Origin of the sequence: Lysinibacillus sp. FSL H8-0500 (assembly GCF_038051955.1) — a bacterium.
Classification (GTDB): Bacteria; Bacillota; Bacilli; order Bacillales_A; family Planococcaceae; genus Lysinibacillus; species Lysinibacillus macroides.
Genome location: NZ_CP150292.1, coordinates 3,594,913 through 3,609,291, shown reverse-complemented (window position 1 = coordinate 3,609,291; position 14,379 = coordinate 3,594,913). Strand labels below are relative to the sequence as shown.

The 14,379-nt window shown below is 39.9% G+C and carries 10 protein-coding genes, 20 tRNA genes and 1 rRNA gene; 28 read left to right on the top strand and 3 right to left on the bottom strand.

What is annotated here, in order from left to right; all coding sequences use genetic code 11:
• The first annotated feature begins 95 nt into the window (after positions 1–95).
• The 22 genes from MHB44_RS17180 to MHB44_RS17075 all read left to right on the top strand — a co-directional run bounded on the left by MHB44_RS17180 (position 96) and on the right by MHB44_RS17075 (position 3,986).
• Positions 96–1,166 carry a cysteine desulfurase family protein gene (locus MHB44_RS17180; RefSeq protein WP_341302993.1) on the top strand — a complete coding sequence of 357 codons (1,071 nt, stop codon included), beginning with the start codon at positions 96–98 and terminating at the stop codon, positions 1,164–1,166.
• A gap of 862 nt (positions 1,167–2,028) precedes the next feature.
• Positions 2,029–2,144: ribosomal RNA gene (rrf, locus tag MHB44_RS17175) — 5S ribosomal RNA — on the top strand.
• A gap of 10 nt (positions 2,145–2,154) precedes the next feature.
• A tRNA-Val gene (locus tag MHB44_RS17170) sits at positions 2,155–2,230 on the top strand.
• A 3-nt stretch (positions 2,231–2,233) separates the two neighbouring features.
• A tRNA-Thr gene (locus MHB44_RS17165) sits at positions 2,234–2,309 on the top strand.
• A 6-nt stretch (positions 2,310–2,315) separates the two neighbouring features.
• Positions 2,316–2,391: transfer RNA gene (locus tag MHB44_RS17160), tRNA-Lys, on the top strand.
• 17 nt (positions 2,392–2,408) lie between these two features.
• A tRNA-Leu gene (locus MHB44_RS17155) sits at positions 2,409–2,493 on the top strand.
• Between the two features lie 35 nt (positions 2,494–2,528).
• Positions 2,529–2,603: transfer RNA gene (locus tag MHB44_RS17150), tRNA-Gly, on the top strand.
• 5 nt (positions 2,604–2,608) lie between these two features.
• Positions 2,609–2,697, top strand: a tRNA-Leu gene (locus MHB44_RS17145).
• An 8-nt stretch (positions 2,698–2,705) separates the two neighbouring features.
• Positions 2,706–2,782, top strand: a tRNA-Arg gene (locus MHB44_RS17140).
• A 9-nt stretch (positions 2,783–2,791) separates the two neighbouring features.
• A tRNA-Pro gene (locus MHB44_RS17135) sits at positions 2,792–2,868 on the top strand.
• 15 nt (positions 2,869–2,883) lie between these two features.
• Positions 2,884–2,959 (top strand) — tRNA-Ala (locus MHB44_RS17130).
• 28 nt (positions 2,960–2,987) lie between these two features.
• Positions 2,988–3,061: transfer RNA gene (locus MHB44_RS17125), tRNA-Met, on the top strand.
• A gap of 7 nt (positions 3,062–3,068) precedes the next feature.
• A tRNA-Ile gene (locus tag MHB44_RS17120) sits at positions 3,069–3,145 on the top strand.
• A 15-nt stretch (positions 3,146–3,160) separates the two neighbouring features.
• Positions 3,161–3,253, top strand: a tRNA-Ser gene (locus MHB44_RS17115).
• 53 nt (positions 3,254–3,306) lie between these two features.
• Positions 3,307–3,381, top strand: a tRNA-Met gene (locus tag MHB44_RS17110).
• Positions 3,382–3,406: 25 nt separating this feature from the next.
• Positions 3,407–3,482, top strand: a tRNA-Asp gene (locus MHB44_RS17105).
• Positions 3,483–3,497: 15 nt separating this feature from the next.
• Positions 3,498–3,573: transfer RNA gene (locus tag MHB44_RS17100), tRNA-Phe, on the top strand.
• A 5-nt stretch (positions 3,574–3,578) separates the two neighbouring features.
• Positions 3,579–3,652: transfer RNA gene (locus tag MHB44_RS17095), tRNA-Gly, on the top strand.
• A gap of 1 nt (position 3,653) precedes the next feature.
• Positions 3,654–3,730, top strand: a tRNA-Ile gene (locus tag MHB44_RS17090).
• 4 nt (positions 3,731–3,734) lie between these two features.
• Positions 3,735–3,811: transfer RNA gene (locus tag MHB44_RS17085), tRNA-Asn, on the top strand.
• A 10-nt stretch (positions 3,812–3,821) separates the two neighbouring features.
• Positions 3,822–3,912, top strand: a tRNA-Ser gene (locus MHB44_RS17080).
• A gap of 2 nt (positions 3,913–3,914) precedes the next feature.
• Positions 3,915–3,986, top strand: a tRNA-Glu gene (locus MHB44_RS17075).
• A gap of 241 nt (positions 3,987–4,227) precedes the next feature.
• Here MHB44_RS17075 and MHB44_RS17070 read toward each other — a convergent pair.
• Both MHB44_RS17070 and MHB44_RS17065 read right to left on the bottom strand, forming a co-directional pair.
• Positions 4,228–4,839, bottom strand: a complete 612-nt coding sequence (locus tag MHB44_RS17070) for a class I SAM-dependent methyltransferase (RefSeq protein WP_341300164.1) — start codon at positions 4,837–4,839, stop codon at positions 4,228–4,230.
• Positions 4,840–5,554: 715 nt separating this feature from the next.
• Positions 5,555–6,763, bottom strand: a complete 1,209-nt coding sequence (locus tag MHB44_RS17065; RefSeq protein ID WP_341300163.1) for a trypsin-like peptidase domain-containing protein — start codon at positions 6,761–6,763, stop codon at positions 5,555–5,557.
• Between the two features lie 279 nt (positions 6,764–7,042).
• Between MHB44_RS17065 and MHB44_RS17060 the strand changes: the two genes are divergently transcribed.
• The 3 genes from MHB44_RS17060 to MHB44_RS17050 all read left to right on the top strand — a co-directional run bounded on the left by MHB44_RS17060 (position 7,043) and on the right by MHB44_RS17050 (position 9,303).
• Positions 7,043–7,804, top strand: coding sequence for a MerR family transcriptional regulator (locus MHB44_RS17060; protein WP_341300162.1), 762 nt, complete (start codon positions 7,043–7,045; stop codon positions 7,802–7,804).
• A 75-nt stretch (positions 7,805–7,879) separates the two neighbouring features.
• Positions 7,880–8,329 carry a TraR/DksA C4-type zinc finger protein gene (locus tag MHB44_RS17055; protein WP_341300161.1) on the top strand — a complete coding sequence of 150 codons (450 nt, stop codon included), beginning with the start codon at positions 7,880–7,882 and terminating at the stop codon, positions 8,327–8,329.
• Positions 8,330–8,376: 47 nt separating this feature from the next.
• Complete coding sequence (locus MHB44_RS17050) at positions 8,377–9,303, top strand: dipeptidase (RefSeq protein ID WP_341300160.1); 927 nt, start codon at positions 8,377–8,379, stop codon at positions 9,301–9,303.
• Between the two features lie 14 nt (positions 9,304–9,317).
• On the opposite strand, the gene MHB44_RS17045 is transcribed toward MHB44_RS17050, so the two are convergent.
• Entirely contained in the window at positions 9,318–10,238 is a 921-nt protein-coding gene (locus tag MHB44_RS17045; RefSeq protein WP_341300159.1) for a 1,4-dihydroxy-2-naphthoate polyprenyltransferase, read from the bottom strand.
• 226 nt (positions 10,239–10,464) lie between these two features.
• On the opposite strand from MHB44_RS17045, the gene MHB44_RS17040 reads away from it, so the two are divergent.
• Genes MHB44_RS17040 through menH form a run of 3 tightly spaced genes read left to right on the top strand, consistent with a single transcriptional unit; the run spans position 10,465 to position 14,355 of the window.
• Complete coding sequence (locus MHB44_RS17040; protein WP_341300158.1) at positions 10,465–11,850, top strand: isochorismate synthase; 1,386 nt, start codon at positions 10,465–10,467, stop codon at positions 11,848–11,850.
• On the top strand, positions 11,843–13,558 hold the full coding sequence (gene menD, locus MHB44_RS17035) for a 2-succinyl-5-enolpyruvyl-6-hydroxy-3-cyclohexene-1-carboxylic-acid synthase (protein ID WP_341300157.1): 1,716 nt from the start codon (positions 11,843–11,845) through the stop codon (positions 13,556–13,558). The genes MHB44_RS17040 and menD overlap by 8 nt, the downstream gene beginning before the upstream one ends.
• Positions 13,555–14,355, top strand: coding sequence for a 2-succinyl-6-hydroxy-2,4-cyclohexadiene-1-carboxylate synthase (menH, locus tag MHB44_RS17030; protein ID WP_341300156.1), 801 nt, complete (start codon positions 13,555–13,557; stop codon positions 14,353–14,355). Before menD ends, menH begins: the two co-directional genes overlap by 4 nt.
• Positions 14,356–14,379 lie beyond the last annotated feature (24 nt).

The window sequence follows — 14,379 nt, the reverse complement described above, 5'->3', positions numbered from 1 at the left end:
TACCTTCTTTACAGTTGTCTTGACACATATCTTTACATAAAATAAAAAAGAAAACAAGACCTGATAAATAAGAGGGGGAGAATACGATGATTTATATGGATTATGCAGCAACATCACCTATGATGAAGAAAGCTTTGGACGTATATACAGAGGTGGCACAGCGCTATTATGGAAATAGTGCGAGTCTTCATGATTTAGGAGGACAAGCCCATTATTTTGTACAACAATCGAGAGAGGTGGTAGCACAGGCACTTGGAGTTCATAGTGACGGGGTGATCTTTACAGGAAGCGGCACAGAAGGCAATTTAATAGCCATTTTATCATTAGCATTAGCCTCTACAAAGGGAAAGCATATTATTTCCTCACAGGCTGAGCATACATCTGTACATGCAGCAATAAACACACTTGAGAAGATGGGTTTTACTGTGACAAAATTACCGTTGCAAAAAGATGGCGGTATTGATATACAGCAATTGCGACAAACAATTCGAGAAGATACAGCTTTAATAACTATCCAGCATGTGAATTCTGAAATTGGCGTTATTCAACCTATGGAAGAAATAATAAGGGTGGCAAGAGAAGCAAATATTTTCTGTCATGTTGATTGTGTACAATCCTTTTGCAAAATACCATTACCCAAACAAGTAGATGCCATGACCGTCTCAGCTCATAAAATTGGTGGACCAAAAGGTTGTGGTGCAGTTTACATTAACCCAACAATCCGAGTTTCTGCATTAACGCCAGGTGTAACACATGAGCGAGGGTTAAGAGGAGGGACGTTAGATACACCAGCAATAGTAGCCTTCGCAACAGCGATTGAAAACTATCAGTATGATTGGCAGCAGTATAAGGTGTTAAGGGAAATTTTTATAAAAAACCTACCTAAAACATGCCAGTTAATAGAATGTGGTCAGCAATTACCGAGTATTTGTGGCGTGATGATGGAAAAAGTAGAAGGACAATATGTGTTATTAAAGTTAAATGAGACAGGCATTTGCATCTCGACAGGGAGTGCATGTGACATTCATAGTGAATCGGGAACAAAGGCAATTTTATCAATGGGCTATTCAATGGAAGCAGCACGACAATTTTTTAGAATATCTTTTGGTCCTTCCACAACATTTGAAGAGATTGAAAAATTACAAAAAGCACTTTCTGCAATTTAATAAAGACGAGATATATTGAGGTTGTCAGAGAAGGCAGATTTCAAGCAAAATTAAAAATATCAAAGCATCGATTTAATAGCGTTTTGATATTCAAGAGATTTTGTGAAAAGAAGCTTAGCTGACAACCCCATGTATTTTTAAATAGGGTGTATCCTTAAGATATTATCTAAGAGCCAACAACTACATATATACTTTGATGAGTGTGGGAAGAATCAAATATGGAAAGACAATTGTGACAACAGAAAGTATTTTTTTGATATCTGAGTTCCTTTAGTAGAGCATCTGAAATTAAAAATTGGCGAATATTATAATACAGAACAGTTAAAGGCGACAAACCAAGTGAGTGTACGCTCAAAGGTTATTGATATGCCTAAAAATAGGAAAATTATAAATAATTACGGCTCGTTACCATAGCTTGTGATTATCTTCTATCTCTCCAAGGTAATTTCCTAGAGACGCCTGAGGAGCCAATTTACTCGCTCCAGTCAGCTATTAGTCGATTTTAAAATATCAATCATATTTCTAAATTTGTATATTTTTCAATGGCTTTCTACAATATGGAACATAATTTGTCTAAGGTAATTATACCTAATTGTTAGGTAAAGAGGTATATTTTATCATTAAAATGTTTGAAAAAGAGCTATTAAAATATATATTATAAAATAATTGTTTTCTTTTGAATTAACTATTGCTATAATGTGTTGCAGGGCAATAATTTCTCTTACTTAGCAAAAATATCTTCAAAAAGTAATAATTTCTTTTTTTATAAAAAAAGTATTGCACAATGTTAGAAAACGTTATACAATAATTCTTGTCTTGAAGGACAGGAAAACAACTTCAAAACAATATACATATAAAAAAGTCTAGTGATAATGGCAAAGAGGTCACACCCGTTCCCATCCCGAACACGGAAGTTAAGCTCTTTCGCGCCGATGGTAGTTGGGGGCTTCCCCCTGCGAGAGTAGGACGTCGCTAGGCATATTACCCAGGAGGATTAGCTCAGCTGGGAGAGCATCTGCCTTACAAGCAGAGGGTCGGCGGTTCGAGCCCGTCATCCTCCACCATATGCCGGTTTAGCTCAGCAGGTAGAGCAACTGACTTGTAATCAGTAGGTCGTGGGTTCGATTCCTATAGCCGGCACCATTTTCCGAGCCATTAGCTCAGTTGGTAGAGCATCTGACTTTTAATCAGAGGGTCGAAGGTTCGAGTCCTTCATGGCTCACCATTTTGAAATAATAATAAGCGGGTGTGGCGGAATTGGCAGACGCACTAGACTTAGGATCTAGCGCCGCAAGGCGTGGGGGTTCGACTCCCTTCACCCGCACCATTATTTTCATTGCCAGATAAAAAACGTATGCACATGCGGAAGTAGTTCAGTGGTAGAACACCACCTTGCCAAGGTGGGGGTCGCGAGTTCGAACCTCGTCTTCCGCTCCAAATGTGCCGGGGTGGCGGAACTGGCAGACGCACAGGACTTAAAATCCTGCGGTAGGTGACTACCGTACCGGTTCGATTCCGGTCCTCGGCACCATTTAAAATGCGCCCGTAGCTCAATTGGATAGAGCGTCTGACTACGGATCAGAAGGTTATGGGTTCGACTCCTGTCGGGCGCGCCAAAAGAACAACGGGAAGTAGCTCAGCTTGGTAGAGCACTTGGTTTGGGACCAAGGGGTCGCAGGTTCGAATCCTGTCTTCCCGACCATTTCCTAAAAATTATGGGGCCTTAGCTCAGCTGGGAGAGCGCCTGCCTTGCACGCAGGAGGTCAGCGGTTCGATCCCGCTAGGCTCCACCATAAGTAAATTAACCAGTATAAAGATCCTGGCGGCGTAGCTCAGCTGGCTAGAGCGTACGGTTCATACCCGTAAGGTCGGGGGTTCGATCCCCTCTGCCGCCATCTTAAAGGACCTTTAGCTCAGTTGGTTAGAGCAGACGGCTCATAACCGTCCGGTCGCAGGTTCGAGTCCTGCAAGGTCCACCATTTATATATTGTAACGGAGGTATACCCAAGTCTGGCTGAAGGGATCGGTCTTGAAAACCGACAGGCGGGTAAGACCGCGCGGGGGTTCGAATCCCTCTACCTCCTCCAGTTTTATGTCTTTATAAATGGTGCTTGAAAAACTCGAAACAACATATGATTATCGCGGGGTGGAGCAGTGGTAGCTCGTCGGGCTCATAACCCGAAGGTCGTTGGTTCAAATCCGGCCCCCGCAACCAATTTTCTATGCGAAAGTAACCAAAAGGTCCCGTGGTGTAGCGGTTAACATGCCTGCCTGTCACGCAGGAGATCGCCGGTTCGATCCCGGTCGGGACCGCCATTTATTTTAGAATATGGGTCAGTAGCTCAGTTGGTAGAGCATTAGATTGAAGCTCTAAGTGTCGGCGGTTCGATTCCGTCCTGACCCACCATTTATGCGGGTGTAGTTTAATGGTAAAACCTCAGCCTTCCAAGCTGATGTCGTGGGTTCGATTCCCATCACCCGCTCCAAGGGCCTATAGCTCAGCTGGTTAGAGCGCACGCCTGATAAGCGTGAGGTCGATGGTTCGAGTCCATTTAGGCCCACCATTATTCCGAAGTAGCTCAGTTGGTAGTAGCACCTGACTGTTAATCAGGTTGTCGCAGGTTCGAGTCCTGCCTTCGGAGCCATTTTTTATATGGGGAAGTACTCAAGAGGCTGAAGAGGCGCCCCTGCTAAGGGTGTAGGTCGGGTAACCGGCGCGAGGGTTCAAATCCCTCCTTCTCCGCCATGGGCCCGTTGGTCAAGTGGTTAAGACACCGCCCTTTCACGGCGGTAACACGGGTTCGAATCCCGTACGGGTCATACAAAGTGCAGTAGATGAACAGTCATCTATTGCACTTTTTTCTGTTCAAAAGATAGAGAGAGTCGCACCTGATAAACGGATCGACGCATGAAACTGACGGAAAGCCCTGATTAATCGCTGGATAGCATGATCAAACCAATGGTGCTCTATTACAATCGCACAAACTGTAAACATATGTGTTATGTATTTCAGAAACGGGTATCTGAATGACACCAAAATTTGACTTACTAGAATAGAATATTATTGTTGCTTAACTCCCCCAAATACAGCTAACTCCATCCATTTAAAATAACAATCTACATGATTAAAACCAATTTCCTCCAACCACTTTAATTGAATATCTACTCTTTCTAGTATATTATCCATTTTATCTGAGCGATTATAGTATTCGATAGATACAGTGGACCTATCTTTATTATTATGTGGTGCTAGGTGGTCAATAAAAAATTTATCATGTAATTTTTCTATTTTAGGTGTAGCAGAAGCAACGTGTTCAATATTAATAAATATGCCTCCTGGTGCTAATAAATCAAATATTTCGCTATATAATAATCTTTTCTGTTCATTAGGAAGGTGGTGTATAGCATAACCGGAAACGATACAATCTACTGTTGCTCTATCAGCATATTTCGTAAGGCTTTCACTAAAATCTCCGTTAATAATTTCACATCTTTCGCTATAATCCTTCATATTTATTCTTGCATTTTCAATCATTGGTTCTGAATGATCTATCAATATAGCGATAGCTTCTGGATAAGATTTAAGTAATATTTCCGCTAAAAATCCATTTCCACATCCTAAATCCATAATTTTTTTTGGGTCTGCATTAAAATGATCTACTATTTGCAGCATTAGTTGTGCTTGGACTGCCCCAAAAGGTATAGCCCCTCTTACTTCATCTAAATAATGAAGACTAATCTCTCTCTATTGCCAATGGGTATTTGCCATATAAAACTACCTCCTTAGGTTATAATCCTTATATAATATGTTAATTTTGCTTAAAATTAAATATATTTACGAAAAATATTTAAAAATATTTCCAATTAAAATATCTTTAATGGGTATCTACTATTCTGAAAAGTTTCATTTCTGACTACTTTGAATATTATGCTGTTTTGACGCTTAAGGCTCCACGACATTTAAAAATTGGCGTAATAAGCTGTACTACTTTTAGAAATAATACATGTAAAATGGCATGCAGTCGACTTCATAAAAGAATAATTTACTTACATTCAAGGCAATCACATGTCTCCTATAAATCTTCTTCATTTTAGTCAATCATAGAAATTTTCATAGTGACTTACTAATTCTCTTTAGATAAACTGTTCCGTATAAGAGGATGACACTAGCTGTTTTTCATACGGATTCTACATGATTCCAGAGAATGGCCGGCTTTCCTTCATTTCTACGAGTGTTCATCTATTTTAGCTAGTGGATTGTTGCATATAAGATTTATAAACTATATGTTCATCTATTTTATAGCTAGACGGACTCACATAATGACGGATGGATAATAAATAAGTTTACAACCGATAACATCTCATACAAAACAATATAGCATCAAAAACTAGTGAATTTTAATATTTGCAATTTTATAAGCGCCATAATCATCTGTAATCACCGTATAAGTCTTATAGCGATCATAGAATTGATAGTGGCCTTGTGCATCATAGAAATCAAACGTTTCATTCATGTCGACATAGTATTGACCATTTGAATATTGAACATCTAGCACTTCATTGCCTGTAAAATAGAAATAATGGCCTTGGAAGGCAATTTCATTCATATATTTTTCTAATTCTTGATAGGCGGAGCTTCCAGGTGTAAGCATATCAGCGATCCAGTAAAAATCGCCTTCATTGAGTGCCACTTCATAATAGAGCTGAGATGCTTGCACGAATTGTCCAGCTAATAGGGCATCTGTTTCGTTCGTTGTTTTTTGTTCAATCGGGGCTTCTTGGCTACTTACATATACATTTGCAACAGAGCGAATCTCGTTTGCAGACAGTGGCTTAGCAACCCATTCGTCAAGTTGCTCAAGCATGCTATAAAGAGGGATAGAGAAGGCAAAATTAGTACTGGTTTCAGTTGTGTAAAGTAGCGAATTAATCCCTATTACATTGCCTGTATTGACATCAACCAATGGCCCACCACTACTTCCTTTATCGATTTGTGCATCGACCTGATAGATATGCTTGTATATAAAATTTTCAAGTTCCAAATCACGCTTATTGCCTGTTATGTAGCCAATAGAAGCTGAATTTTCAAAGCCTTGTGGACTACCAAATGCAATGACTTCTAAGCCTATCGGGGATTCAGTGGTTTCAATACCTAAGGGTTCGGTGTCTTGATAGCTAGGTACCTGGATTAACGCGATGTCATAACGATCAGATATACCGATTACAGTAGCTGGTGATTCTTGGCCCATTGAATTACGAATGATGACATCTACTTCACTTTCGACAACATGTGCATTTGTAATAACATACCCACCTTTTTTATAGAGAAAGCCAGAGCCTTGTCCATTGTTAGTTAGGATAGTATATACCTTTTGCTGGATTTCCTTTATAAGCGTGACACGATCAACCTGCTGTGCCTGCGTTTCTTGTTTTTTGATCAGTTCTTCAGAGGAAACTTGTTGTGCATTTAATTGCTGAGGATTATTTGTTTCTCTGTAAGTATTTGAATTATTCTTTTGGTCTGTGAAAAATCCTAATATGCATAGCCAAGCCCACCAATTGCAATAAAACAGACGGATAATATGATAGTTGCCCATACTGGGATACCTTTTTTTGATAATGGTGAATACGTGAGTTTACTGCCACAGTCTGAGCAAAATTTACTGTCTGTAAGGTTTTTATACTGACAATTTGGATATTCCAACCTATCACAATTATGTTAAATATTTACTAGTTGTATCATCTTGTAAATATAAATTTATAGGTATATGTGGAATTATATAACTGAAAGAAGAGTGAGGGTTAAATTATTTTGATTTTTTTATTGACCTTAACGCTGCGTTAACGTTTACAGTAGCATTAATGGAGGTGACAAGATGGAATATACCATTCAAGAACTTGCTAATTTATCGGGTGTTAGCACAAGAACGCTGCGCTATTACGATGAAATCGGGTTATTAAAGCCAGCTAGAACGAATGAGGCAGGCTATCGCTTTTATAGACAGTTTGAAGTCGATATGCTACAACAGATTTTATTTTACAGGGCATTAGATATGAAGCTATCGACTATTCAAGACATTGTTCAGGCGCCTAACTTTCAGCATTTTAAAGCACTGAAAGCACATCAAGCTGCATTGCTAAAACGCAAGGAACAGCTTGAGGAAATCTTACAAACAGTAGAAAAAACAATACAATCCATTGAGGAGGAACAACCTATGTCAAATGAAGAAAAATTTAAAGGCTTTAAAGAAAAGCTAATCGCGGATAATGAAAAACAATATGGCCAAGAAATTCGTGAAAAATATGGCGATGAAACAGTGGATGCTTCCAATGCCAAGCTTATGAATATGACAGAGCAACAATATCAAGAAATGCAGCAACTAGAGCAGCAAATGTTTGAGCGTCTAGCCGAAGCGATGGAGCTTGGAGATGCGACAAGTGATATCGCAATGGAGGTAGCGGAACTGCATAAACGATGGCTAAGCTTTACCTGGAAGGAATATTCGAAAGAAGCACATGCAGGTCTTGCACAAATGTATATAGCAGATGAACGTTTTGCAGCATATTATAATGAGCGCAGTGTGGCAGGAGCAGTACAGTTTTTACATGATGCCATTATAGCTTACACAAGTAAGTAAAAGGAGCTTCCTTATGCTGACATGTTTTAGAAAGCGTAAATTCGGAAAACATGAAAGTATAAGGAGGGGATTTTTGTGGATCAACAAGTAATGCAAAGGTTAAAAAGACAATTGGAGCAAGAATTGCAAGAGATTGAACAGCGATTAGATGAATCTGAACGACCACAAACAACAGAGCTATCTAATTATGATAATCATCCAGCGGATAATGCCAGTGATTTAACGGATCAGCTTACTGAAATGGCGATTGATGAGCATCGGGGTGATGAGGCGGAGGAAATTAAGGAAGCACTACAAGCAATGAACGATGGGACATATGGCAAATGTGCTGTCTGTGGTGAAGACATTCCAATCGGACGTTTAGAGGCTATGCCAAAAGCATTGACCTGTGTGGAACATGCAGAGAAAAAAGAAGAACACTTACGACCAGTGGAAGAGGATTTACTAGCCTCAACACCTAAATCAAATGATTTTATAGAGCTTGAGGCATTTGGCTCTTCAGATACACCACAAGATAAAATTTAGGAAGCTTTCCCTCATGAAAACAGTATAATAGCTGTAGAGGTGAGAAGATGAAGATTATTGATTTACATTGTGATGCACTGTTAAAATTAACGACACTTGAAACAGTAAAGTTTGCAGACGATGCCCGTATAGATACGAATCAAAAAAGACTACAATTAGGGCAGGTAGAGGCTCAGGTATTTGCGATCTTTATTCACCCAAAAATACCGCAACATCAGCAATTTCTTGAGGTGGTGCGTCAAATTGAAGCATTTCATACCCATGTATTACAAACAGAGGGGATGGTGCATATTACTGATTGGGCGCAGCTAGAACAATTAGCACCACATGAAATAGGCGCTATTTTAAGCTTAGAGGGCTGTGGTGCCATTGGTGAGGATTTAACCAAGTTCAGCGCCATTTTAGATGCTGGTGTAAAATTAGTAGGATTAACGTGGAATGAGGAAAATGCTATAGCTTATGGTGCTGAACAGGATGCAAGTTGTGGGTTAAAGCCCTTTGGTAAAGAGGTCATCCAATTATTAAATGAGCGTGATATTATTATGGATGTCTCCCATCTAAATGAACAAAGCTTTTGGGATGCCTTGCCATTAGCGAAGCATATTATTGCAAGCCATAGTAATGCACGCACACTTTGTGACCATCCACGTAATTTAACAGATGCGCAAGCAAAAGCTCTTGTCAATCATGGAGGACATATCCATGTTGTTTACTATCCACCTTTTATCGGTGAGGAGGCAACACTAGCGCATTTAGTAGACCATGTGGAGCATTTGGCGAACCTAGTAGGTGTTGAGCATATCGGGTTAGGCTCCGATTTTGATGGTATTGATAGGGTTGTCGATGGTTTAGCACATGCAGGAGAGGCACAAAATTTAGTAGCGGCATTACGCACACGTTTTTCAGAGGAAGAGGTACTAGGCATTACTAGTCACAATTTTAAACGCTATGTAAAAAAAGCAGCAACCCGTTAAGGCTGCCGCAGCTTTTAAGAAAGAAAATAATGAACTAATAAACCGATTCCTAATAGGAAGCCAAAAATTGTATTGGTTTGCGCTGTATATTTCATCGCAGGCATTACTTCTTTGGCTTCTTTTTTGTCACGGAAAATTTGAATAGCCCGTAATGGTTTTGGCACACTTACAAATATAATAAGTGCCCAAAATGTAATGCCATCAATGGCAACAAGGGCAATTACCCATAAATAGGACACAATAAAAAAGCCAGATAATACAGAAATGGCATGGTCACGTCCTACCAAAATAGCCAAGGTTTTTCGTCCACCCTCTGTATCACCCACAATATCACGTATATTGTTCGATAACATAATGGCCCCGACTAAAATCATGCTTGGTACAGAAAGCAACACAGCATCCAGTGTTACTGTAAGCGTTTGAATATAGAAGGCGATTAATACAATGCCCATCCCCATTACTGCGCCAGAGACAATTTCACCAAATGGAGAATAGGCGATTGGGTATGGTCCACCTGTATATAAGAAACCAATCAGCATACAAACAAGTCCGACAGCTGCTAACCACCAAGATGTTGAGGCACATATATAAATACCAAGAAGCATAGCAATGGCATAAAAGCTTAATGCAATCAACATAATCGTTTTCGGCTGCACTCCATGACGGACAATCGTTCCGCCAATCCCGACAGAATGCTCGTTATCTAAGCCTAATTTGTAATCATAATATTCATTGAACATATTTGTTGCTGCCTGAATCAGCATACTTGCGATGAGCATAGCAAAAAATAGTCCAAAATCAATGGTTCCTTTTTCAATCGCTAGAGCAATTGCTGTTCCTAGAAATACTGGAACAAATGAAGCGGTTAAAGTATGAGGGCGTGTTAAATGCCACCAAACTTTCAAACCCCTATCTGCTTCAATGACTTTGGTCATAAGGTCTTTCTCTCCTTCAAATGTTGTCGACTCTTCTTATTTTAAACGAAGAATGAGAAAATGGGTAGGTTCACAGCTTATTACATACTGTTTAATGACAAAAAGTGATACAATAGAACATGCATTTATGAACTAAAAGTAAAAAATAAGTAATAGGCAACGGTACGAATCATAGAGTTGCCAAGCAATTGTGATAATGTACATTGCAAAAACGGAGGTAATTTTCATGCAACAGAAGTGGTACCAAGCCACAGAGGTAGAAGTGGACTCTTTGGGCCAAAACCTTCATTTTTATATAGAAACAATTGAAGTAAGCCACTTATCTGCATTGGCATTTTATGTAGCAGGCGAAGAATGTTATAAAGGTGAACGATTTTATTGGCAAAATAGAGAAAAAACAATGACTTTAGTGGGACTGGGACATGCCCATACCATTCAAAATAATGCAAAAGATGAACGTTTTGATGCTGTAGAAGCAGAATGGAAAAGCTTAACGAAAAATTGTTTTAAACAGCAACGTGAGCTACAACCTATTTTATTTGGCGGTTTTACATTTGACCCACAAAATAATGTTGATGGAGAGTGGACAGGCTTTCCAGAAGCTTATTTTGCATTAGCAACCTTTCAACTAGTGATACGTAATGATAAGGCATATGTTAGCATTCATCTTTTAACACAGGAACAGCAGGGTGAAGAGCAGCTTGAAGCGTTGCGTAAGGAGCGAGATCATTTAATTCATGCGGCACAGGTTAAAGAAGTGAAAACGTATTCAAAGCCTGAAATTACAAGTTATTTCGAGCCTTATAAGGATCCATATTTAGCTTCCATTGACCAAGTAACAGCATTAATTAAGCAAAAGAAGGCAGGGAAGGTTGTGATTGCACGGTCGCTTGCCTTGCAATTTAAAGAGCCTGTAACTGCGCCACAAGTGTTATCGCAAATTATTCATGAGCAGCCAGAAAGCTATTTATTTGGTTTAGAACGTCAGAATTTATTATTTTTTGGTGCATCGCCTGAGCGTCTTGTAAAAGTGGAGAATGGGCATGCTTTTTCATCTTGTATAGCCGGCTCGATTAAGCGAGGAAAGACAGCAGAGGAAGATGAAGCCTATGGGCAAAGCTTATTAAATGACCCTAAAAATGATGGCGAGCATCAATATGTGGTGGATATGATTGCAGATACATTCCGCAAAAATTGTGTAAATATGACGATTCCAGATCGACCATGTTTACTAAAAATACGAGATATTCAACATCTATATACGCCTGTTGAAGGTCAGTTGAATCAAGGAGCAACAATATTACAGCTTACAAAATCATTACATCCAACACCAGCTTTAGGCGGTGTACCACGTAAAGAGGCACTAGCAGCTATTCGTAAATATGAGCCGATGAATCGAGGGCTATATGCGGGACCAATTGGCTGGATGGATGCAGAGGGCAATGGTGAATTTGCGGTAGCTATACGCTCAGCTGCACTATTAAAAGATAGTGCATATTTATATGCGGGTGGAGGTATTGTAGCAGATTCAGAGCCACAATCTGAATACGAAGAGACGTTAGTGAAATTTCGTCCAATGCTTCGTGCGCTAGGAGGACAATTACATGAATGAACGTAAAATTTTAAGCGATTATGTATATACAATGGTTGCATCATTAGTGCAGGCTGGTGTAGAAAATGTTGTCATTAGTCCAGGCTCGCGCTCAACGCCGCTTGCCTATGCTTTTGCCTCAACCAAGCAACTCACAATGTATCGACAGGTGGATGAACGTTCAGCAGCCTTCTTTGCCTTAGGGTTAGCAAAGGCTACTACTAAACCTGTCGTTCTCTTATGTACATCTGGTACAGCAGCGGCAAACTATTTTCCTGCCATTGTGGAGGCAAGCTATGCACGTGTACCACTTATTGTGGTAACGGCTGATCGTCCACATGAATTAAGAGAAGTAGGCGCACCACAGGCAATTCATCAGCCTAATTTATATGGTTCACATGTAAAATGGAGTGTGGATTTCCCACTAGCAGATGGTGCTGCTCCAACATTGCCTTTTATTGAACGTCATCTTGCGCGTGCAATAGCCATTGCAACAAGTGCTCCATTTGGTCCAGTACATGTGAATGTACCGTTCCGTGAGCCATTATTAATTGATTTTTCTAATGAATTGCCAACAACAACGTTTAAACATAGCGATATGGGTCAATTAATTCCAACCAATGCGGCACAACAGGAGCTTTCTGCTATTTTACATGCGACTAAAAAGGGCTTTATTGTGATTGGGGAATTAGCACTTGGTACGGATTTAGCCGTTGTATGGGAATTTGTTCGCCAGTTAAAATGGCCAATTATTGTTGAAAGCCTATCCAATATGCGTGCCTCTATACCAGAGGAATGTTTTCCATATATTGTAACGGCCTATGACGCCATTCTGAAGAGCGAGGACTTTACAACACTTGTGCAACCTGATACAGTATTGCGCTTAGGAGCACAGCCTGTGTCAAAATTCATCATGCAATTTATATCAAGATCACAGCCAAATGCCTATATCATTATTGATGAAGACGCCATGTTTAGAGATGCTACGGGTGTATCTACACATTTTATTCATGCCAATATTGGGCAGTGGCTTACACAATTAGAAATAACGAACATAGCACTCGAAAAGACCTACTTAGCCGAATGGCAAAAGGCTAATGAACTGGCAGCTATGCATATTGAACAGCATGCAGAAGTGGCGAAGGATGAAGGTGCAATCGTTAGTCGTTTGTTGAAATTAATTCCTAATGGCAGTGATATTTTTGTGAGCAGTAGTATGCCAGTGCGTGATATTGATACATTTTTACTGGCAACACCAAAGGATCTCCGCATTTTTGCAAATCGTGGAGCAAACGGTATTGATGGAGTAGTATCAACGGCGCTGGGTTTGAGTCAAGGAAATCAACGAGAGACCTATTTATTGATTGGAGATTTAGCTTTTTTACACGATGTGAATGGTTTAATCGCCTCACGGTATCAGCAATGTAATCTAACTATTATTGTATTGAATAATGATGGGGGCGGTATTTTCTCTTATTTACCACAGTCAACAGTCGAGGCACACTACGAGGACTTATTTGGTACGCCCACTGCATTGACATTCCAGGAATTGGCCAAGATGTATGATATGGATTATATACGTGTGGATACGATAGATGAGCTATCAGAAAAGTTTCCAACGGTGAAAAGGCAGCCTTTACGTTTAATCGAAATCTTTACGGATCGAGCAGAAAATGTAAAAGCACACCGAGAGCTATGGCAGCGTATTAATACGGAGCTAAAAGCATGATGGTTCGTGGACTCGAAACACATATTGATATTTGGAATAAGGATGCTCCTTATACATTAGTTGCTTTACATGGCTTTACAGGAAGTACAGCGACATGGCGAAGTCTAGCACACGCATTGCCCAATGTGCGTATTGTGGCAGTTGATTTAATAGGACATGGGCGAACAGCCATACCAACGCACGTGCAGCGTTTTTCAATGGAGGAGCAAGTTCAGGATTTAGAAGAAATATGCTGTCAGCTTCATTTAGAGACATTTACGCTATTAGGTTATTCAATGGGTGGAAGAATCGCTTTATCCTATGCTATCTCATATCCAGAGCGTATCGATAAGCTTATTTTAGAAAGTGCTTCACCAGGCTTACGTACGGTAGCAGAACGAGCTGAGCGTTGTCAGCAAGATAAGGCACTTGCACAAAAAATTATGGCAAATGGCTTAGTATCATTTGTTAATGCATGGGAGAATATCCCGCTTTTTGCAACACAGTCTTGTTTACCTAAAAATGTACGAGAAGCCACTCGTGCAGAAAGGCTTTCACAGAAGGAAGAGGGACTGGCAGGAAGCTTAAGAGGTATTGGAACAGGTACCCAACCGTCAAATTGGGAGCGGCTAGAGCAGCTAGCTTTTCCTGTCCTTCTTTTAACAGGAGCATTGGACAAGAAATTTTGTAAAATCGCACAAGAAATGAACGTGTTATTAAAGAATGGAATGCATATAACTGTAAATAATGTGGGACATGCAATTCATGTGGAAAATCCCGCTAAATTTGCTACAATAGTAGAGGAGTATTTAACGTAGTATTCCTTGTTTTATAACGAATTT

Coding starts and splice junctions, on each gene's coding strand:
- MHB44_RS17180 (WP_341302993.1), top strand. CDS start 96: ATGGATTATGCAGCAACATCACCTATGATGAAGAAAGCTTTGGACGTA.
- menH (WP_341300156.1), top strand. CDS start 13,555: ATGATGGTTCGTGGACTCGAAACACATATTGATATTTGGAATAAGGAT.
- MHB44_RS17070 (WP_341300164.1), bottom strand. CDS start 4,839: ATGCTGCAAATAGTAGATCATTTTAATGCAGACCCAAAAAAAATTATG.
- MHB44_RS17045 (WP_341300159.1), bottom strand. CDS start 10,238: ATGACCAAAGTCATTGAAGCAGATAGGGGTTTGAAAGTTTGGTGGCAT.
- menD (WP_341300157.1), top strand. CDS start 11,843: ATGAATGAACGTAAAATTTTAAGCGATTATGTATATACAATGGTTGCA.
- MHB44_RS17065 (WP_341300163.1), bottom strand. CDS start 6,763: ATGGGCAACTATCATATTATCCGTCTGTTTTATTGCAATTGGTGGGCT.
- MHB44_RS17060 (WP_341300162.1), top strand. CDS start 7,043: ATGGAATATACCATTCAAGAACTTGCTAATTTATCGGGTGTTAGCACA.
- MHB44_RS17040 (WP_341300158.1), top strand. CDS start 10,465: ATGCAACAGAAGTGGTACCAAGCCACAGAGGTAGAAGTGGACTCTTTG.
- MHB44_RS17050 (WP_341300160.1), top strand. CDS start 8,377: ATGAAGATTATTGATTTACATTGTGATGCACTGTTAAAATTAACGACA.